Source organism: Microvirga lupini (assembly GCF_014191055.1).
Lineage (GTDB): Bacteria > Pseudomonadota > Alphaproteobacteria > Rhizobiales > Beijerinckiaceae > Microvirga > Microvirga lupini_A.
In genome coordinates this window covers 1-18,164 of the sequence record NZ_JACHWB010000014.1, presented here as the reverse complement: position 1 = coordinate 18,164, position 18,164 = coordinate 1, and the positions used below count along the sequence as shown (strand labels likewise).

The 18,164-nt window shown below is 62.1% G+C and carries 21 protein-coding genes and 1 tRNA gene; 10 read left to right on the top strand and 12 right to left on the bottom strand.

The genetic code is table 11. The features are described from left to right. Positions 1 to 16 precede the first annotated feature (16 nt). On the bottom strand, positions 17 to 907 hold the full coding sequence (locus tag FHR70_RS23590; RefSeq protein ID WP_183454853.1) for an MYG1 family protein: 891 nt from the start codon (positions 905 to 907) through the stop codon (positions 17 to 19). A 207-nt stretch (positions 908 to 1,114) separates the two neighbouring features. On the opposite strand from FHR70_RS23590, the gene FHR70_RS23585 reads away from it, so the two are divergent. From FHR70_RS23585 to FHR70_RS23560, 6 genes are all read left to right on the top strand, one after another. Further along, positions 1,115 to 1,327: a heavy-metal-associated domain-containing protein gene (locus tag FHR70_RS23585; RefSeq protein ID WP_183454851.1), complete on the top strand. Its 213-nt coding sequence runs from the start codon at positions 1,115 to 1,117 to the stop codon at positions 1,325 to 1,327. Between the two features lie 10 nt (positions 1,328 to 1,337). Further along, a complete protein-coding gene (locus FHR70_RS23580) occupies positions 1,338 to 1,826 on the top strand; it encodes a DUF4396 domain-containing protein (protein WP_183454849.1) in 489 nt (162 codons plus the stop codon). 35 nt (positions 1,827 to 1,861) lie between these two features. Further along, the gene (copM, locus tag FHR70_RS23575) at positions 1,862 to 2,245 is read left to right on the top strand and encodes a CopM family metallochaperone (protein ID WP_183454847.1); all 384 of its coding nucleotides are present in this window, start codon (positions 1,862 to 1,864) and stop codon (positions 2,243 to 2,245) included. Positions 2,246 to 2,370: 125 nt separating this feature from the next. Further along, positions 2,371 to 2,670: a hypothetical protein gene (locus tag FHR70_RS23570; protein ID WP_183454845.1), complete on the top strand. Its 300-nt coding sequence runs from the start codon at positions 2,371 to 2,373 to the stop codon at positions 2,668 to 2,670. Positions 2,671 to 2,760: 90 nt separating this feature from the next. Then, positions 2,761 to 3,249 carry a DUF411 domain-containing protein gene (locus FHR70_RS23565; RefSeq protein WP_183454843.1) on the top strand — a complete coding sequence of 163 codons (489 nt, stop codon included), beginning with the start codon at positions 2,761 to 2,763 and terminating at the stop codon, positions 3,247 to 3,249. A 40-nt stretch (positions 3,250 to 3,289) separates the two neighbouring features. Then, positions 3,290 to 4,297 (top strand): ribonuclease Z, encoded by a 1,008-nt coding sequence (locus FHR70_RS23560; protein WP_183454841.1) that lies wholly within the window; start codon positions 3,290 to 3,292, stop codon positions 4,295 to 4,297. Here the strand turns inward: FHR70_RS23560 and FHR70_RS23555 are convergent. Continuing rightward, positions 4,294 to 4,761: a DUF2726 domain-containing protein gene (locus FHR70_RS23555; RefSeq protein WP_183454839.1), complete on the bottom strand. Its 468-nt coding sequence runs from the start codon at positions 4,759 to 4,761 to the stop codon at positions 4,294 to 4,296. The genes FHR70_RS23560 and FHR70_RS23555 overlap by 4 nt on opposite strands. Positions 4,762 to 4,905: 144 nt before the next feature. Here FHR70_RS23555 and FHR70_RS23550 point away from each other — a divergent pair, with 144 nt between their 5' ends. Further along, a complete protein-coding gene (locus FHR70_RS23550) occupies positions 4,906 to 5,613 on the top strand; it encodes a L,D-transpeptidase (RefSeq protein WP_183454837.1) in 708 nt (235 codons plus the stop codon). 83 nt (positions 5,614 to 5,696) lie between these two features. Continuing rightward, on the top strand, positions 5,697 to 6,902 hold the full coding sequence (mepK, locus tag FHR70_RS23545) for a peptidoglycan L,D-endopeptidase MepK (RefSeq protein ID WP_183454835.1): 1,206 nt from the start codon (positions 5,697 to 5,699) through the stop codon (positions 6,900 to 6,902). A 21-nt stretch (positions 6,903 to 6,923) separates the two neighbouring features. Here the strand turns inward: mepK and FHR70_RS23540 are convergent, their stop codons facing one another. Further along, entirely contained in the window at positions 6,924 to 7,352 is a 429-nt protein-coding gene (locus FHR70_RS23540) for an RNA polymerase sigma factor region1.1 domain-containing protein (protein ID WP_183454833.1), read from the bottom strand. A gap of 161 nt (positions 7,353 to 7,513) precedes the next feature. Next, complete coding sequence (locus FHR70_RS23535) at positions 7,514 to 7,771, bottom strand: hypothetical protein (RefSeq protein WP_183454831.1); 258 nt, start codon at positions 7,769 to 7,771, stop codon at positions 7,514 to 7,516. Between the two features lie 122 nt (positions 7,772 to 7,893). Here FHR70_RS23535 and FHR70_RS23530 point away from each other — a divergent pair, with 122 nt between their 5' ends. Further along, positions 7,894 to 9,861, top strand: coding sequence for a PhoX family protein (locus tag FHR70_RS23530; protein WP_183454829.1), 1,968 nt, complete (start codon positions 7,894 to 7,896; stop codon positions 9,859 to 9,861). Positions 9,862 to 10,008: 147 nt separating this feature from the next. Here FHR70_RS23530 and FHR70_RS23525 read toward each other — a convergent pair. The 7 genes from FHR70_RS23525 to FHR70_RS23495 all read right to left on the bottom strand — a co-directional run bounded on the left by FHR70_RS23525 (position 10,009) and on the right by FHR70_RS23495 (position 16,802). Further along, positions 10,009 to 10,085: transfer RNA gene (locus FHR70_RS23525), tRNA-Asp, on the bottom strand. A gap of 129 nt (positions 10,086 to 10,214) precedes the next feature. Next, positions 10,215 to 10,439 carry a hypothetical protein gene (locus FHR70_RS23520; RefSeq protein ID WP_210277771.1) on the bottom strand — a complete coding sequence of 75 codons (225 nt, stop codon included), beginning with the start codon at positions 10,437 to 10,439 and terminating at the stop codon, positions 10,215 to 10,217. Positions 10,440 to 10,474: 35 nt separating this feature from the next. After that, the gene (locus FHR70_RS23515; RefSeq protein WP_183454826.1) at positions 10,475 to 10,978 is read right to left on the bottom strand and encodes a peptide deformylase; all 504 of its coding nucleotides are present in this window, start codon (positions 10,976 to 10,978) and stop codon (positions 10,475 to 10,477) included. A gap of 42 nt (positions 10,979 to 11,020) precedes the next feature. Continuing rightward, positions 11,021 to 11,416: a VOC family protein gene (locus FHR70_RS23510; RefSeq protein ID WP_183454824.1), complete on the bottom strand. Its 396-nt coding sequence runs from the start codon at positions 11,414 to 11,416 to the stop codon at positions 11,021 to 11,023. 482 nt (positions 11,417 to 11,898) lie between these two features. Beyond that, a complete protein-coding gene (locus FHR70_RS23505) occupies positions 11,899 to 12,939 on the bottom strand; it encodes a hypothetical protein (RefSeq protein WP_183454822.1) in 1,041 nt (346 codons plus the stop codon). Continuing rightward, entirely contained in the window at positions 12,939 to 15,839 is a 2,901-nt protein-coding gene (locus FHR70_RS23500; protein ID WP_183454821.1) for a penicillin-binding protein 1A, read from the bottom strand. Before FHR70_RS23500 ends, FHR70_RS23505 begins: the two co-directional genes overlap by 1 nt. Before the next feature lie 204 nt (positions 15,840 to 16,043). Continuing rightward, positions 16,044 to 16,802 (bottom strand): SDR family oxidoreductase, encoded by a 759-nt coding sequence (locus FHR70_RS23495; protein ID WP_183454819.1) that lies wholly within the window; start codon positions 16,800 to 16,802, stop codon positions 16,044 to 16,046. Positions 16,803 to 16,989: 187 nt separating this feature from the next. On the opposite strand from FHR70_RS23495, the gene FHR70_RS23490 reads away from it, so the two are divergent. Beyond that, positions 16,990 to 17,397 (top strand): DUF1236 domain-containing protein, encoded by a 408-nt coding sequence (locus tag FHR70_RS23490; RefSeq protein WP_183454817.1) that lies wholly within the window; start codon positions 16,990 to 16,992, stop codon positions 17,395 to 17,397. Between the two features lie 74 nt (positions 17,398 to 17,471). On the opposite strand, the gene FHR70_RS23485 is transcribed toward FHR70_RS23490, so the two are convergent. Further along, positions 17,472 to 18,164: DNA translocase FtsK (locus FHR70_RS23485; RefSeq protein ID WP_183454815.1), on the bottom strand; the 693-nt coding region annotated here is incomplete at its 5' end.

The following is an 18,164-nucleotide window of genomic DNA, read 5'->3' as shown; positions in this document are numbered from 1 at the left end:
GGTGTTGAGGTTTGGGCTAGTAACGGGCGGCGATGGCCTTTTCCGCGAGCCGCACCGCCGATCCCTGCGAGCGCGCCCCGCAGATGAAGCCGCCCGGGTGGCAGAACACGCCGTCTTCGATTCCGGCGGCTTTCGAGAACTCCGTCTCCTGCAAGCCGCGCCACGCCTCGGGCAAGGCGAGCCGCTGGCCGAAGGAGTTGGGTTCGGGCGGGATGGTGCGGCAGTACCAGGCAGTCAGATCCTCGTTCGGGTAGATGACGAAAAGGAGATCCCTCAACCCCCCCTCGAAAACCGCCTTCTCCCAGGGCAGCTTGCGGTCGAGAACGATCACCCGAGGATCCCGCGCCTGCCTCGCAGCCCCCATCACGAGCGAGAGAGCCTGGGCCTCAGCATGGGCCTGCCGGCAGGCCCGGACCAGGATGCCTCTGGCGAAATCGGCCGCTTCGAGGAAGGCATCGTCATAGGATTGGCCGCTGTCCCAGGCCGGATTGAAGGCCTCGACCAGCAGGGCGAGATGGCTCTGGCCCGCCGTGGCGACGCCGTTGTCGGCCTGATCGATGGCCAGAATGAAGGTCGCGTCGATATCCTGCCAGACGGATTCCAGCACGTCCCCACCGATCCCCGGCACGAGCCGAGGCAGGGCTTTGCGCCCGAAATCCCGCCAGATTAGGCCGACCGAACTGTAGGGCGTTCCGTCCTCCCGTCGCGGGAGATCCCGCATGTGGTGGTCGTACCGGCCTTGGGCGGGGTCATAGATCCCGCCGACGTCGAAGACGATGTCTGCGGAATTGATCAATGCCATGTCTCGGGTTCGGCCGAACTCGAACGTATCCAGGGCATCGCGCAGCACGGAATAGGCGAAGACGTCGTCGGCATGGAACGTGCCGCTATGGGTTACTATCCGCATCGCTCTCCTCCGACCAGGGTCGGCTACTCCGTATCAATCGAAAACAAACCCGCGATAGCAGAGCTACAAGCCCAAGATAAGCCGTTCCGGACCGATCCTTTATGCTCATTCAGGGTTATTCCCGAACAAACCGGGCCAGCCCGCTTGACCTTACCATCGTGGGAACGCCTACGGATTTCGGGACCTTGAGATGAAAGGATCCCGGCGATGCATATTTTCCACGTTCCCGGCATGAATTGCGGCGGCTGCCTGCGCGCCATTACACGAGCAGTTCAGGCTCTCGACCCGCAGGCCAAGGTCGATGCCGACCTGGAGGCCCGCACGGTCAAGGTGACCTCCAGGCAAAGTGAGGCTTTGCTTCTCAACGCCCTGAGCAACGGGGGGTACCCGGCTCAGTCCCTGGCTCACTCTGCTGCATGAGGAGGCCATCATGCCTGCCGATGGTCATTCTCACCATCACCAAGGCGCGTCGTCCGAACCCGATTTGAACCGCACCGCCCTGAGCGCCACGATCCACTGCCTCACAGGCTGCGCCATCGGTGAGGTCCTTGGCCTTGTCATCGGCACAGCCCTCGGATTGGGAACGGCACAGACGATCATCCTGGCTGTCGCCCTCGCCTTCCTGTTCGGCTACGCGCTGACGATGCTACCCCTGCTTCGGAGCGGTCTAACCTTCGGCACGGCGCTGAGCCTAGCCCTTGCTGCGGATACAGCTTCCATCACCATCATGGAGATCGTCGACAACCTGATCATGCTGGTCATTCCAGGCGCCATGGATGCCGGCCTCACAAGCCCGCTCTTCTGGGGAAGTCTTGCCGCATCCCTGCTGGTCGCCGGGGCCTTCGCCTTTCCGCTCAACCGCTGGCTGATTTCCCGCGGACGGGGTCACGCCATCGTACATTCCTTCCACGGACATTGATCTTACATCGTAGATCCAACTTCAGGAGAACCATTATGAAGCGTCGTATCATCGCGCTGGCCGCAGCCATCGCAATCCTGCCGACCCTTGCAGTCGCCCAAGGCGCCCATGGCGGCCATTCCGGCCACTCCACTCCGGCACAGACGGCGAAGAAGCCCGATACGCCTGCAGCGCAGGGCTACCGGCAGGCGAACGAGAAAATGCACAAGGACATGGACATCGCCTACAGCGGCAATGCCGATATCGACTTCGTGCGCGGCATGATTCCCCATCACCAGGGTGCCATCGACATGGCGAAGGTTGCGCTCGAGCATGCAAAGGACGAGCAGATCCGCAATTGGGCTCAGGACGTTATCCGCGAGCAGGAGCGCGAGATCGCCGAGATGCAGGCTTGGCTCAAAAACAGGGGCGTTCAATAATTACGCCTAGAACAACAATGGCCGGCGATGGCTTTTCTCCCTGACACCTGTATCAGGATGCTGCCACGAACAGGCGGGTGAAGCGTTAGTGGATATCCCCTGCGGGCGAATGGAAAGGAAGAACAATGTTCACGCTTACGATCAGCGACAAGCCTGTTGCCATCACCAACGCCAATGAGGAAGAAGCCCGCGAACTCCTCATGAGCGAGGAATTCAAGGACGATCTCAAGGTGCTCGAGAGCGAAGGCGCTCCCCTCTGGGACGGCTTCGCCAGCCTGAACGTCAGGCCGGCGACAGAGGAAGAAAAGACCGAGTTCGAGGGAGCCGACTTCGACGAAGATGAGGAAGATGATGATGAGGAGGAAGGTCCCTACATCATGTTCCTGGTCGACGTGACCGATCCCGATGAGGACGACGAGGGCTGAACGCCTGATGTCTCGACAGCCCTGCCGACCCGGCAGGGCTCAAGCATCGTCGGCCCGGATGCTCCGGGTCGACGCATTCAAGGAGATGTCATGAGTTCGAACCTGCCGATCAGCCGACGGGTGCTGCTTGCAGGCTTTGCCGTATCCGGCTTGGCGATGACGGCGCGAGGCTCTTTGGCCACGGAGGCCCTGCCGAAGATGGTCGTGACCAAGGATCCGAACTGCGGCTGCTGCACCGGGTGGGTCAAGCATGTACGTGCGGCGGGATTCCAGGCTGAGGTCATCGAATTCGCTGAGGTCAATCGCCTGAAAGCTCGACTTGGTGTTCCCGAAGCCTTGGCCTCCTGCCATACGGCGGAGATCGGCGGCTATGCCATCGAGGGACACGTTCCCCCAGCCGCGATCAAGCGTCTGCTGGCCGAGAAGCCTGTCGGCAAGGGTTTGGCCGTTCCCGGCATGCCTGTCGGATCCCCCGGCATGGAGGTCGAGGGGATGGAGCCCGACACCTACGAGGTTGTCCTGTTCGGACCGTCCGGGCAGCGAACCTATGCGCGTTACATCGGCGGTCGCGAAGCCTGAGACCGCGGGAACACTCCGGGATTCGAGCCGTTGGCCCGGCATGAGTTGGCTTGTTCAACCCCGCCTCGTGAACGATCCCTTCAGCGATCCAGGTCTCTATCTCGACTTCCGCTATGGCCGCCGGGCGATCCTGTTCGATCTCGGCGACGTCAGCTCCCTCTCCTCCCGCGAGCTGCTGCGGGTGAGCCACGTCTTCGTGTCGCATACGCATGTGGATCACATGGCCGGTTTCGACCGGCTGTTCCGCCTCTGCCTTCATCGCCCGTCCCCGCTGACGCTCGTAGGTCCGCCAGGATTCGCGGATCAAGTCGAACACCGGATCCGAAGCTTCACGTGGAATCTGCTCGATGAGAACTCGGTCGATTTCTGCCTCCGCGCGATGGACTACGACGGCTACCATCTGGCAAGGGCTGCCGAGTTCCATGCCCGGGAAGCCTTCGCTTGCCGGGAAATCGCGCCGCCCGTCTTTCCGGACGGCACCGCCTGGATGGAGGATGAGTTCAGGATCGAGGCCGTTGCACTCGACCACGGCATTCCGTCCCTCGCCTTCGCCCTGCGGGAGGTGCTGCAGGTGAATGTCTGGCGGGGCGTGCTGGCCGAGATGGACCTTGCTCCCGGCCCATGGCTGAACGAAGCCAAGCGCGCAGCCCGCCTGGAGCTGCCGGACGACTACAAGATCGATCTGCCAAGCGGGTCCATCCGTCTTGGAGACCTCAAGCATCGAGCCCTGCGGGTGGCTCCCGGACAGGTGGTTGCCTATGTGACCGATGCCGCTCCCCATGCGGAGAACCGAGCCAAGATCCTGCGTCTCGCCGATCAGGCCGACCAGCTCTTCATCGAAGCCGTCTTTCTCGAATGCGACCGCCCCCTCGCTCTGGCCTCGCATCACCTCACGGCCTGGGAGGCCGGTGCTCTCGCCCGTGAGGCTGATGTCCGGCATGTCACGCCGTTTCACCATTCGGCGCGATATCTGTCGGAACCGAGCGTTCTGCGGGATGAACTCTATGAAAGTTTCGGTGCGGCGGACCGAGGAGCCATGACGGCTTAAGCCTGTTCGGCGAAAACCGCCTCATGGATCTGGCGTGGATCGGGCCGGCGGCTGGAGTTGAACCGGACGACGCGGTAACCGCAGGATTTCAGGATCCTGTCGCGCTGCGCATCCTTTCGGGCGTCATGGGAGCGGTCATCGAGTTCGACGATTGCGATCACTTCCATGTCCTGAACCACCACCCAATCGACGCGGGTGTTCGAAATCCGCTTGAACGCCAGACAGAAGGCGCGGCTGCCCTCCTTGGCGTCAGGCCGAACCAGCGCCAAAATGGGAACCTGCGGCCAGATCTGGCATTCGGGACAGGCGGCGAGAAGGCGCCCGTAAAATTCCCGCTCGTTCTCCGTCATGATCGTTGCGCGGCGGTAGCGCGGCTTCCGAGTCAGGAAGAGAACGAGAACCAGCAGAATGCCGAGCACGGCAACCCCTGCCAGCCATGACCACGAAATATCTTCAATTCTCACAACGCCTCGCTCCTGCCCTGCACTTGCTCAAACGCAAGCGGCAAAGCTTCGTCCTACCGCCAAAGCATAGCAGCTAGCATGAAACCGGCAGGCGTGGTCCCGCGTCTTCTTATTGTCGAGTTAAAGAATACCGGGGAGAGCACAATGGACCTCAGTCGCCGAACTTTCCTGCTCGGAGCGACGGCCGCTGCCGCGGGGGCCAGCCTGCCGTCTAGCCGCACCATCGCTCAATCATTGCGCGACATGTCCGTCTATCAGCGCATGTACGGACCCATCGACGACGATCTCTACCCTATTCCCGGAATCGAGCTTTCCCGGGTCAACCCAGCCTTTCTCCGGCGTGTGGTGCAGTACGAGACCACTGAGGCTCCTGGAACAATCGTGGTCGATCCCCGGAGCCGTTATCTGTACCTTGTCATGCGGGACGGCATGGCCGTGCGCTACGGCGTGGGCGTCGGGCGTTCGGGCTTCGGCTGGTCTGGCGCGGCCACCATCAAGAACAAGCAGGAATGGCCCGACTGGTACCCGCCGAAAGAGATGTTCGCGCGTCAGCCCGAACTGATGGAGCAAATGGGTGAACTGCCCGGCGGCGCCGGAATGCCCGGAGGCCCCGGCAACCCGCTGGGCGCCCGTGCCCTCTACCTCTGGCAAGGCAACAAGGATACGCTCTACCGCATCCACGGCACCTTCGAGCCCTGGACGATCGGCACCAATGTCTCGTCCGGCTGCATTCGCATGATCAACCAGGACGTGATCGATCTCTACAACCATACGCCGAACGGCACGAAGGTGGTTGTCCTGTCCTCGCCCTCCAGCCGCGGCAGGCGCGATCGGACCGCCGCCCGCATCTGATTAAGCAAATAGGTACGTTTCGTGCCTATTTTTGCCATGGTTAACGATCACACGTCGCTTTGGGACGCGGGAATTTACAAACCATGGCGGGGATCTTCGCCCGATCCGAGCGGTCGGCTGGCGGATGGAAAGCGGTCACTGTGCCGAGGCGCGGCCGCTTGTCAGGCACGAGAAAAGCCATTCTTGGCCTCTCGGCTGCAGCCTCGGCGCTCCTGGCACTTGCCTCGGGTCCGGTGCAGAAAGCGGCTGCATTTGGCGAGAACCGCACGCTCACCTTCTTCCACACTCATACCAAGGAAAGCCTGACCGTCACGTTCCGCCGGAACGGCCAGGTCGATGAGGGCGCGCTGAGCCAGCTGAACTGGTTCCTGCGCGACTGGCGCGTCGAAAAGCCGGCACAGATGGACCCGCGCCTGTTCGACATCCTCTGGGAAGTCTATCGGGAATCCGGCTCTTCGCAGCCCATCAACATCATTTCCGCCTACCGGTCGCCTGAAACCAATGGGGCACTGCGCCGCCGATCCAGCGGTGTGGCGGAGAACAGCCAGCACATGCTCGGTAAGGCCATGGACATCCGCCTGCCCGACGTGGAGACCGGGCGCCTGCGGGCGATTGCCATGAAGATGCAGTATGGCGGCGTGGGCTATTACCCCTCCTCCGCCTTCGTCCATGTGGATACGGGCAATGTGCGGGCTTGGCCCCGTATGACTCAGCAGCAACTGGTTCAGCTGTTCCCTGACGGGAAGACCTTGCATTTGCCTTCGAACGGCAAGCCGCTTGCTGGCTACGAGATCGCGAAAGCGGAGGTCCTCACGCGGAATGCCGCCCTGGCAACCCAGGCCTCGGCCGGCGCGGGGCCATCCATCGGCAATGTTCTTGCCAATCTGTTCGGGCGAAAGAATCCTGAGCGTCCGACGCAGCAGGTTGCTGCGCAGGAGAGCGCGACTCTCGTAGCCTCCGCCGATCCTGATAGCATTGCGGCCCCCATGACGCCGGCACCTCTTCCCCCGCAGCGGCCCAAGGACATCAGGCTCGCCAGCGCTGCCCTGCCCGACCAAGCGTCAGACGTGGTCTCGGCAATTCTCCCGGTTCGGGCAGGCGTCCCCGGACCGGAACCCATCCTCGGATATGACGAGAAGGCGGCGGTCAAAGCCCTGTTCGATCCCCGCACAGCATTTCTGGATCTGGGCTTCACCGCCCGCAATCAGCATAGTCTGAGCGTGACGCAGTTCACCGGACCAGCTGTCAAGCCGCTGCCCCTCCTCGGACAGACCGAGGCCGAACTTTAGGAATCGGCCTCTAGGTGCTTCTCAAACGCCGAAGAAGGCCAAAGCCCCGACCATCAGGGCTAGAACGAGAAGTCCGGCAGCGGCCACAGCCCAATGGGCCGCACGCTTCTCCTGCTGCACGAAGGCAGGCTTTGCCTGGACGGGTTCTGCCTTTTGAAGGGGAGCCGCCCGCTTCTTCATCCGGGCTGCGGCCGTACGATCCGGGAATGGAATGATCTCGGCGCTTCTCGGCGGTGCTACAGGCGGCTTCGGCTGGGGAGACGCCAGGCTGTCTTCCAGTTCGACCGGGATCCCGGCCTCCTCGATATGAACCACGATCAGGGCGATCTCTTCCGCGCTCATGGAATAGATCGGCAGATTGGTCTCGAGATCCAGTGTCGTCAGCTGTCCCTGCTGGCGTCCCAGGGCGATCAAACGGTCCAGGGTATTGCTGTCGAGCGCCTGCTGCATGAGGCACCACCCCATTGTGGTTGTTGGTCATAAGAAGCGGCAAAGGCTGCTTCGAAGGTTCGTCGAGCTAACGCGACAATTGCCCCAGGCGTTGCAATGGAAAACGGCTCTCGTGCGTTTTTGAAGAAGCTTTGTTCGAGAGCCGGCTGAGGCTATGGAGCCTAGTTCTTCGTAGCCGTGGAGGCTTCCTGTAGAGCCTCCTTCTCACGCCGGACCTGCTCGGACAGTTGCTCGGCGATAGCCACGAGCTTGCCTGCCATGAAGTGCTTGCCGTGCAGCTCAACCTGGCCCGCCAAGCCAACGGTCAGGAGGGTCTCGAAGACGGTCTCTGCCGGAAGCCCTTTGCGGATCAGGTCGATGGCGACCTTCTGCCATTGATCGGACAGCTGATCGCGGATTTCAGAAATATCGTTGCTCATTCCGGGACCATACAGGATCCCGCATCGGTTGTCGCGTTCCGCCCCTCACCCTGCGAAACTGTCATGTAGCTTACATAGAACGGTTCTAAGGCGAGATCGTCACATAAGACGGAGAAACCGATATGGACGAGCACAAGGGCCGCCTTCGCGCCAGCGAGCTGGAAGATTCAGGCGATGTCGGCGTGAATCCGACGCACAACATCACCATGGGCGAGATCATCGCGACCCGCTTCAACCGGCGCGACCTCCTGCGCGGCTCGCTCGCCGTGGCGGCCATTTCCGCAACCGTCGGTCATCGGGCCTTGGCAGCCAACGAGCAGCCGGTCAAGAAGGCCTCTAACCCGATATCCTTCGACTTCAAGGAAATCGAGGCGGGGGTCGATCATACGCATCATGTCGCCGAGGGCTACGACACTCAGGTCCTCCTGCGCTGGGGCGACCCGATCTTTGCCGACGCTCCCGAATTCGACCCGATGAAGCAAACGGCGGAAGCCCAGGCGCGCCAGTTCGGCTACAATACCGACTTCATCGGCTTCGTCCCACTCAACGGATCGGCCGATCATGGCCTGCTGGTGGCGAACCACGAATACACCAACGAGGAACTCATGTTCCCGGGCGTGGGCGTGCAGGATTCCAAGGATGCCAACTTCTCCAAGATGACCAAGGAGTTGGTTGACATCGAGATCGCGGCGCATGGCGGCGCCGTCGTCGAGATCCGCCGCGTGAACGGCCAATGGCAGGTGGTAAAAGACTCCAAGTACAACCGCCGCATCACCGCAGCGACCCCGATGGAGATCACCGGTCCGGCCGCTGGCCACGACCGCATGAAGACCTCAGCCGATGCCACCGGACGCAAGGTGAACGGCATGATCAACAACTGCGCCGGCGGCGTGACCCCTTGGGGCACCTGGCTCAGCTGCGAGGAGAACTTCAACGGCTACTTCTGGGGCAAGCTCGGCGATGACCATGCCGAGGCCAAGAACTACAAGCGCTATGGCCTGGGCACTCCTGCCTATGCCTGGGGTAAGTACTACGACCGTTTCGACCTGACGAAGGAGCCCAACGAGGCGAACCGCTTCGGCTGGGTGGTCGAGATCGATCCATTCGACCCGAACTTCGTGCCGAGGAAGCGCACGGCGCTCGGCCGCACCAAGCACGAAGGCGCAGCTGGCATCACCAACAGCGACGGACGCTATGTGGTCTATCTCGGAGACGATGAGCGTTTCGACTACGTCTACAAGTTCGTCACCGCCGGGAAGGTCGACACTCAGAATCGCGCTGCCAATCTCGGCCTGCTCGACGAGGGCACCCTCTACGTGGCCAAGTACAACCCGGACGGAACCGGCACCTGGCTGCCGATGGTCCACGGTCAGGGCCCGCTCACCGAAGCCAACGGCTTCAAAAGCCAGGCGGAGGTGCTGATTGAGACCCGCCGCGCAGCGGACCTCCTCGGCGCCACCAAGATGGACCGTCCCGAGGACATCGAGGCGAACCCGCAGACGAACCGCGTTTACGTCATGCTGACCAACAACACGCGGCGCAAGGAAGACCAGGTGGATGCGGCCAACCCGCGTGCCAACAACGCATTCGGCCACATCGTCGAGATGATGCCGGAGGGCGGCAACCATGCCGCAACCGTCTTCACCTGGGAGGTTCTGGTGAAGTGCGGCGATCCATCCGTCGCGGCGGTCGGGGCGACCTTCTCGTCCGATACCACCAAGAACGGCTGGTTCGGCATGCCGGACAACTGCGCCATCGACAGCCAGGGCCGCCTCTGGATCTCCACGGACGGCAACAACGCCAAGGCGACGGGCCGGGCGGACGGTCTCTGGGCCCTCGAAACCGAGGGCGAGCGGCGCGGCACGTCCAAGCACTTCTTCCGGGTGCCGGTTGGTGGCGAACTCTGCGGGCCGTTCTTCACGCCCAACGACGAATCCCTGTTCCTGGCCGTGCAGCATCCGGGCGAGGTCGATGAAGGTACGTCGTCCTTCGAGAACCCGGCCACCCGCTGGCCGGATTTCAAGGACAATCTGCCCACCCGCCCCTCCGTGCTCGTCATCACCAAGCAGGGCGGCGGCAAGATCGCCTGACGGCGTTCGGGTCACTGAAATAGTAACGACAAAGGAGCCCTTGTGGCTCCTTTGTTCATTCAGGCAGGATGAATGCCGAACGGGCGGCAGAGCGAATACCGATCAATTGTTCGACGATGGCTGCTCTCCTGCAGCCTTGAGGGAGAGTGGCGCGGGCGACGGGGCTCGAACCCGCGACCTCCGGCGTGACAGGCCGGCACTCTAACCGACTGAGCTACGCCCGCGCATTGCTCTCGCATCGCGTACCCGGGACGGGCGTTTCTCGCGATGGAGGCGCGCTCGTACCGGCGAATGGGCACGCTGTCAAATGGTGTTTGGATTATCCCCAGGAGGCACGCCACCGCGCTGGGAAATCAGTCCCGGGTGCTGATCGAGAAGACCTCGTAGCCCGCCCCATTGAGCACGCGGACGGATTCGATCTCGGGGTCGCGGGATTGAGGCCGCCGCGCCAGGGAGAACACCTTCAACGCCCGCTCCTTCGCCTTTTCGACGGAATCGGTGCGAACCAGGATCCGGCGGATAATGCCCCCGCCCGCCTCCTCCGAGGCCACGGATTCGATGCGATAGACTTCAACCACAGCTCCAGAACTCCATTGTCAATGCGGTCCCACCATCAAGCCCTGGTACGCTGCAGCTTGTCGAACCGCTTGATCAGGCGGTCGCGCTTCAACTTTGAAAGGCGATCAATCCAGAAGATCCCGTTGAGCTGATCGATTTCGTGCTGGAAGCAGACCGCCATCAGCCCCTCCGCCGCCTCCTCATGCTCCACGTTGTCCAAGCTCCTGTATCTCACCCGCACTCGGGCATGACGCTCAATCTCATCATTGACGCCCGGCATGGAGACACTTCCTTCCATGTGCCGGATCATCTCCGCGGAGGACGAGACGATCTCCGGATTGACCGAGATGTGGGGCTTTACATCGCCCTCCAGTTGAATCACCACGAGCCGTCGCATCACGCCGATATGGGGGGCCGTAATGCCGATCCCGGGGGCGGCATGCATCGTTTCCGTCAGATCCGCTGCCAACGCCCGAATCTCGTCGTTGATATCGACGATCAGTTCGGCCTTCTGACGCAGGCGGGGATCGGGGAAGCGGATGATCGGTCGGATGGCCACGCGGCAGCTCTCAGAACGCAACAGATAACAATCGAAACCGTGCTACTTGTAGCGACCGCCGCGCTGAAGCACTTCGATCTTGTAGCCGTCCGGGTCCTGAACGAAGAAGAACTGAGCCGGAGGCCTGCCGTCAAGCTTCAGCTCCTTCAGGGGCGTCGGGTTGAGACCAAGCGACTCGAAGCGGGCATGCTCGGCCTCAAGATCGTCAACGGACAAGGCGAGATGCCCATAGCCATCGCCCAGAACATAGGGGTCCGTACGGTCACGATTGACCGTGAGTTCCAATTCGAACTCACTCTCGGGATTGCTCAGGTAGATCAGCGTAAAACCTTCGAACGCCAAGCGTTCCACCACCGTGAGGCCGAAAGCCTTTTCGTAGAAAGAGAGAGAACGCTGCTCGTCGAGCACGCGGATCATCGAGTGAACGGCCTTAGCCACGGAATACCTCTACGCTGTTGATCGCTCCGCAGGCGCCCTGCAGGGACGATCCAGATATGACTTAGGGAGTGTGAGATAGCAGCAGGGAGGCCAGAACGAAAGAACAGCGACCCTCTCCCCTTTAACCCAACAAAAAGCCTTCCCCGGCCTGGGCCGAGGAAGGCAAGTTCGGGAGGAAGAAACGCTGACTGCTGGTCCCAACATCCACGAGGCGGGGTTGTTACGCTCCTGCGGCGTTCGACCACACCCTCCTGGGAGAGCCCACAGGATCAGTCAGAGCCTCAAACGTGGCGCAATCAAGGAAATTTGATGCCTGCCAAGGTTCGAAAGTGGAAAACTCAAAGGAACATTGATCAAGATGAACGCTTGATCTGGTACGGAGGCACCATTCCCCGCAACCCCTTGTCGCCTCCGCAGACTCACAGCCCCGTTCAGCCTGATGTGGACGGGGCTTTTTCTGGTCCGAAGCTCGACGGTTTAGATTACCGCTCAATCAGATCGGCAATGGCGCGGATGCGGTTGCGGACGTAGTCGGGCAGACCGGCACTGATGGAATTGCCGGAGTTGAACGAGCTTTTGCCCATCAGCACCTGCGCCGGAATGAGATTGCGCAGCACGGGAACGTTCTCAAACTCCTTTTTGCGCTCCAATACATCGGTCTCGACAGCCAAGGCCATGAACACCGTTGCGACCGTCCGGTTGGGATCGGCAGGATGCTCTTGGAGAATTGCGAGCAGCTTTCCGAACTGCATCACCTGGTTCACACTGAATATCGTCTGCTCCAACACCCCGGTAATGGGCGCTTCCAAACTTGTCAGCTTCGTGAGACCGGCACGGTCGATTTCCTCGGGCGGCAGCACGCGGATCTCGGTTTGGAACTCCATGAATTCCGAGATCTTCTTGCCCCCCTCCTCCAGCTTGTTGGCCAGTCGGATACCCACCGGTAGCTTGCCCTCAAGTGGATAGCGGGATTCGATGCACAGGCTCCCTGGAGCCTCGCACCAGCGACGATTCGGATGGCGATTATAGGTGCTCGAAGGATCCACCTGGGGCGCCGCCTGCTCAGCCGGGATGCGGCGGTGCTTGATCGACGGATCGATCTTTTCCAGCGTATCGAGACGTGCGAAGCGGGCAAGATCAACGGCGCCTGGCGTCTTGCCGATCAAGAACCGCGCCTCCACCACGTACATATGGAGCTTCTCGGTATACGATTTCGGAATACCGTGCACCGACACTTTGATGGTCGGCTCGATATAGTTCGGAAAGAGGCTCAGGAACTGCTTCTGCAAAGGCCGCTCGCGGCCCCAATCCTCGAAGCGGATCAGGCCTGTTCCAGGGTCGGTCAGCCTATCATCCCGGTGATCACTGAACACGATTGTCTGCGGCTTCAGCTTCGCCGGAGCAATGGCTGTGACAGACGGCACCTCCTCGATCCGGAACTCCTCCGCCATCAACCCTCCCACAGAAGCGAAAAGAGCCGCGGCCGCGAGCAGCGAGCGTCTGACAAAAACCTGCAATGCCATCAGTAAACCTGTCCGTTGCGCCAGAAGTAATCCGGATCGACACGCCTGGGCCTGCGGGGAGCATCATCCTCCCACCACCAGCGAAAGCCGCGCTCGGGCTCGATTTGGCGGCGTACGGGTGGAGCAGACTGGCGCGGATCCGCAAGCCAGCCCGGCCCCTGTGCGTAAGGTCCGTCCTCATAATAATCCGGACCTCCCCGGTCTTCCCCGTCACTCCACGGATCCGGGTTGCGGAACGCATAGACTTCCGATTGCGGCACGAGGCGGAACTGCGTTTCGGCCAGCCGTCCGAACCAGTTCAGGCGGAAATACTCCATGAAACCTTTTCGTCCGTCCGTCAGCCGGTCGCCGGTGTTCAGGTCGATCGGCATGGCGATGAGCTGCTTGGCCGCCTGCGGCGACGGTGGGTTGAGGGCAGCTTTCGGCGCGTGGTGCTCCCAGGCCGCCTGCAGGATCGACTGGAAGATGGGCGCCGCCACCTTGCCGCCTGTCTGTCCGCGACCGAGCGTGCGGCGCTTGCCATCGGCATTGTCATGTCCGACCCATACGGCAATCGCGACATCGTTCGTGAAGCCCACGAACCAGGCATCGTTCTCGTTGTCGGAGGTTCCGGTCTTGCCGGCGGCATAGGGAGCAAGCGCCTTCAGGGAACGGGCCGTGCCGCGCTCGAGAACGCCCTGCAGCATGCTCTTCAGCTGATAGAAGGCCGCGGCATCGGCAGAGCCCAGCCGTGCCAGCGAACGCGCCTTGCGGCTGTAAACAACCCGTCCACCCTCCTCCACCGCCTCGATGGCATGGGGAACCGGCATGGCACCCTCATTGGCAATTGCCGCATAGAAGGCTGCCAAGTCCAGCATCCGCACGGGCTGAGCGCCGAGCACAAACGGATAATGCGGCGTGCATTCGAGATAGAGCTGCGCCTCGACAGCGAGCTCGCAGACTCGTTTCAGGCTCTCGTCCGGAGAGGATTCGATGCCGCCGTCAAGCAGGCGCGCCGTCACGAGGTTCTTGGAATTCTCAAGGGCCCGGCGCAGGGTCATGATGCCGGAACGCCCGCCGTCGAAATTCTTCGGGCTCCAATAGTCACTTGGCCGTGCATTGGCTTCCCCGCCCACAGGCGGCAGTGTCAGCGGCGCGTCCCAAATGAGCGTATTGGGCTGCAATCCCTTCGACAGGGCTGCGAGGTATGTGAGCGGCTTGAAGGCGGAACCCGGCTGCCGATGAGCCTGTGTCGTCCTGTTGAGCTGGCTTAAGGGATAGGAGAAGCCGCCCGTCATGGCGAGGATGCGGCCGGTCTTGTTTTCGAGGACGACGGCGCCCCCCTGCACGGAGGGCGGGGTCCTCAAATCGGCACGAACCGCGCCCTTGCCCTTCTGCTCGACGAGTTGAACGCGCACCACATCGTAAAGCTTGAGTTCTCGACGGGCTGCCTCCCAGGCATCCAGCGGCAGAACGCGCCCATCCGCCAGCCCCACCCGCAGAATATTTGCGCCCGTTTTACGATCCTTGCCCTTCTCGATCACAACGGCTGCGGTCCAATGCACGTCGTAGAGCGGCAGGCGTACCGCCTCCAGGGCACGTCGCCACGCTGGCTTCGTGACATCCGCATCCTTGCCACCCTCAAGCTCCTTGACGGCTCCGGCAATGTTGGCCTCGGGGCCTTGGTATCGCTGCCGGCCGATGCTCAGCTCATAGCGGGCGAGTCCTTTCTGCAGAGCGACTTCCGTCTCCCGCTGCAGGGCCGCATTGATGGTGGTTCGCACCGTATAGCCGCCTGCGGTGAGACTCTCGATGTCGGCAAGCGCGCGCGCATCGCGGCTGACGTGGTCGACGAAGTAGAAACCCGTCGTGCGCCGAGTGCGCTCATAGGCCACCCGTTTTGGCAGGGACGCCACAGCCTGCTGCACCTGCTCGAGCTTCAGGAAGCCGTCCTCCTGCATGCGGCTCAACACATAGGCCATTCGCTCCTGGGCGCGCTCAGGTTTCGTATCGGGATTATAGTAGTTCGGCCCCTTGGCAAGACCGGCAAGTAGAGCCCCTTCGGACACCGAGAGCGCCTTGGCGCTCTTCCCGAAATAGCTTTGAGCCGCCATCTCGATACCCCAGGACGAGCGGCCGAGATAGATCGAGTTGAGGTAGATCTCGAGGATCTCAGCCTTGCTGAGCACCCCCTCGATTCGCGAGGCCATGATCATCTCGCGCATCTTGCGGTCATAGGTAACGTCGTCGCCCACGAGCAGGTTCTTTGCCACCTGCTGGGTGATGGTAGAGCCGCCCGCGGGACGTCCGGGATTGGTCATGTTTCCCATGAAGGCGCGGATCACACCGCGCTCGTCGATGCCCCGATGCTGGTAAAAGCGCTTGTCCTCCGCTGAAACGAAGGCCTGCCGCACGCTTTGCGGAATATCCGCCAAGGAAATCCAAATGCGCCTGTGGTCCGGTTCGAAGACTTCCGCAAAGCGCCTGCCGTTTCCATCCAGGATCACGCTGACGCCCGGCAGCTTCAGCCCCTTAAGCTTCCCCGCATCGGGCAGTCCGGCCACGGCCGCATTGTAATAAGAAATCACCTCGCCAAGATCGACCGGCGAAGGCTCAACCGTCTCCCCCTTGCAAAACTGACGGTAGCTCGCGTGGAGATCGTTGAAGCTCAACCCCTGGAGAACCTTCAGATCTCCCGTGACCGCCTGCGGATCGTCCATGGCCGTGGCAATGAGATCGTCGAGGTTGATGTCCTCGATATCGAAGGCCCGGCGCATGTAGGTGCAGCCGCTCTTGAGGATCTCAGACACCTCACCCTGATCCCGAGCAGGATCGAAGCTTGTCTTGACCGCCTCCGGATCGACAAGGACCTGGCTCAAGGTTAGGGCCGTTGCAAAAATCTTGACGAGGATTGCGCTCATTCCGCCGCCATCATCGGCTCATTCACCTCATGAGAAGATCTTCGATCCAGGCAAGCGGTCCTCACCTCGTTTCGGGACGAACCCTGCCTGAGCCTAGATGAATGGAAGCCAACCATCGCGGCCCGTTTGGACCAGTCATGACATGGAAATGGGGCGGCCGAGCTTACATCCCAGATGCAGGTGGCGCGGTCACGTCAATGTGTCTCACCCGCGTCCTACGAAAGGCATCTTCGTCGCCATCACCGTCATGGTCAGGACATTGGCATCAAGCGGCAGGCCGGCCATGTAGACCACGGCATCGGCCACGTGCTTGGGATCGATTCTGGGTTCCGAAGCCACGGTGCCATTCGGCTGCAAAACACCCTCGGTCATTCTAGCCGTCATGTCGGTCGCCGCATTGCCGATGTCGATCTGGCCGCAGGCGATGTCGTAGGCGCGTCCGTCGAGGGAGGTCGACTTGGTCAGCCCGAGGACCGCATGCTTCGTCGCCGTATAAGGCGCCGAAAGCGGGCGCGGGGCATAGGCTGAAACCGAGCCGTTATTGATGATCCGCCCACCTCGCGGGTTCTGGTCCTTCATGATCCGGAAGGCCTCCTGCGTACAGAGGAAGGTGCCGGTGAGGTTCGTGGCAACCACCGCCTGCCACTGCTCGAAGGGTATCTCCTCCAACGGCACGGCCGGTGAACCGATGCCTGCATTGTTGACGAGAAGATCGAGCCGCCCGAAAGTCTGCTTCGTGGCGGCAAAGAGCGCTGCGACCGAGGCGGGATCCGTCACGTCGGTCGGAACGATGAGCACGGAGCGCTCATCAGCACCGACTTCCCGTGCAGCGTCCTCGAGGGCCTCCCGGCGCCGCCCTGCCATCACCACGGCATAGCCGGCCTTCGCGAGCCCCTCACAGATGGCTCTGCCCACACCGGTGCCGGCCCCCGTCACGATCGCAATTCTGGAGCGTTCCGCCATGATGCCCTCCTCAGTGTATGGCCACGTCTGACATGAGAGATGCATCTAGGGGCCGGAACGGCAAGGACACACCCGAGGGCTACACACAGCTTTCGATCCCATGTCGGCCAGAAGCAGTTCGGGCGGCTTGAGGGAACCAGCCAAGCTTTTCGGCGTTCGCATGGTGCTACTCGGAAAGGAATCCGTCATGCGCAATCATGTCCTAAATTCGGCAGCTCTGTTGACCCTTCTGGCCCTTCCTCTCGCCGCCTGCCAGAGCGGCACGACCGCAGGCGCCGCCGGAGGCGCAGTCACGGGCGCCATCGTCGGCGGTCCGGTTGGCGCCGTGGTCGGCGGTGTCGCCGGTGCAGCGGTGGGCGGCGTGCTCACGGCCGAGGAATCGACCCGGGTCCGCAGCTATGTGGTTGCCGAGCGCCGTCCCTCGATCCGCGTGTCTGATGAGGTGATCGTCGGCCAGCCCCTGCCGCCCCGCGTCAGGCTCTACTCCGTGCCGCCGACCGTCGGTCTGCGCAACAACTACAGCTACACGGTCGTGAACGACCAGACCGTGCTGGTCGATCCGCAGACCCGGACGGTGGTTCAGGTCATCGAGTGATCGACAACACCTTTAGAAACCAGAAAGGCGGCTCTCACGAGCCGCCTTTTCTTTTGAGTTCGATCCTTGCCGGATCAGTCGTCCATATCCAGGTGGGTCATCAGAATCTCTCTTTTTCCGGCGTGGTTTGCGGGGCCGACGATGCCCTCCTGCTCCATGCGCTCCATGAGCGAGGCGGCGCGGTTGTAGCCGATCTGGAGGCGACGCTGGATGTAGGAGGTGGACGCCTTCTTGTCTCTGAGCACCACGGCCACCGCCTGGTCGTACAGGTCGCCGCTGGGGGAGCCGAACTCGCCCTGGTCGAACACCGCCGTGTCGGGCGCAGCCCCGCCCTCGTCCTCTTCCGCCGTCACGGCCTCGAGGTACTGCGGCCGGCCCTGGCGCTTGAGGTGCGCCACCACCTTCTCCACCTCCTCGTCCGAGCAGAACGGCCCGTGCACGCGGGTGATCCGCCCGCCGCCCGCCATGTACAGCATGTCGCCCTGGCCCAAGAGCTGCTCGGCGCCCATCTCGCCTAAGATCGTGCGGCTGTCGATCTTCGACGTGACCTGGAACGAGATCCGGGTCGGGAAGTTCGCCTTGATCGTGCCGGTGATCACGTCCACGCTGGGACGCTGCGTCGCCAGGATCACGTGAATGCCGGCCGCGCGGGCCATCTGGGCCAGGCGCTGGATGGCGCCCTCGATCTCCTTGCCGGCCACCATCATGAGATCCGCCATCTCGTCGACGATCACCACGATGTAGGGCAAGGGATCGAGCTCCATCAC

Bases quoted from the DNA above. Each gene is read 5' to 3' on its own strand.
- FHR70_RS23590 (WP_183454853.1), bottom strand. From the start codon at position 907: ATGCGGATAGTAACCCATAGCGGCACGTTCCATGCCGACGACGTCTTC.
- FHR70_RS23585 (WP_183454851.1), top strand. From the start codon at position 1,115: ATGCATATTTTCCACGTTCCCGGCATGAATTGCGGCGGCTGCCTGCGC.
- FHR70_RS23580 (WP_183454849.1), top strand. From the start codon at position 1,338: ATGCCTGCCGATGGTCATTCTCACCATCACCAAGGCGCGTCGTCCGAA.
- copM (WP_183454847.1), top strand. From the start codon at position 1,862: ATGAAGCGTCGTATCATCGCGCTGGCCGCAGCCATCGCAATCCTGCCG.
- FHR70_RS23570 (WP_183454845.1), top strand. From the start codon at position 2,371: ATGTTCACGCTTACGATCAGCGACAAGCCTGTTGCCATCACCAACGCC.
- FHR70_RS23565 (WP_183454843.1), top strand. From the start codon at position 2,761: ATGAGTTCGAACCTGCCGATCAGCCGACGGGTGCTGCTTGCAGGCTTT.
- FHR70_RS23560 (WP_183454841.1), top strand. From the start codon at position 3,290: ATGAGTTGGCTTGTTCAACCCCGCCTCGTGAACGATCCCTTCAGCGAT.
- FHR70_RS23550 (WP_183454837.1), top strand. From the start codon at position 4,906: ATGGACCTCAGTCGCCGAACTTTCCTGCTCGGAGCGACGGCCGCTGCC.
- mepK (WP_183454835.1), top strand. From the start codon at position 5,697: ATGGCGGGGATCTTCGCCCGATCCGAGCGGTCGGCTGGCGGATGGAAA.
- FHR70_RS23540 (WP_183454833.1), bottom strand. From the start codon at position 7,352: ATGCAGCAGGCGCTCGACAGCAATACCCTGGACCGTTTGATCGCCCTG.
- FHR70_RS23535 (WP_183454831.1), bottom strand. From the start codon at position 7,771: ATGAGCAACGATATTTCTGAAATCCGCGATCAGCTGTCCGATCAATGG.
- FHR70_RS23530 (WP_183454829.1), top strand. From the start codon at position 7,894: ATGGACGAGCACAAGGGCCGCCTTCGCGCCAGCGAGCTGGAAGATTCA.
- FHR70_RS23505 (WP_183454822.1), bottom strand. From the start codon at position 12,939: ATGGCATTGCAGGTTTTTGTCAGACGCTCGCTGCTCGCGGCCGCGGCT.
- FHR70_RS23500 (WP_183454821.1), bottom strand. From the start codon at position 15,839: ATGAGCGCAATCCTCGTCAAGATTTTTGCAACGGCCCTAACCTTGAGC.
- FHR70_RS23495 (WP_183454819.1), bottom strand. From the start codon at position 16,802: ATGGCGGAACGCTCCAGAATTGCGATCGTGACGGGGGCCGGCACCGGT.
- FHR70_RS23490 (WP_183454817.1), top strand. From the start codon at position 16,990: ATGCGCAATCATGTCCTAAATTCGGCAGCTCTGTTGACCCTTCTGGCC.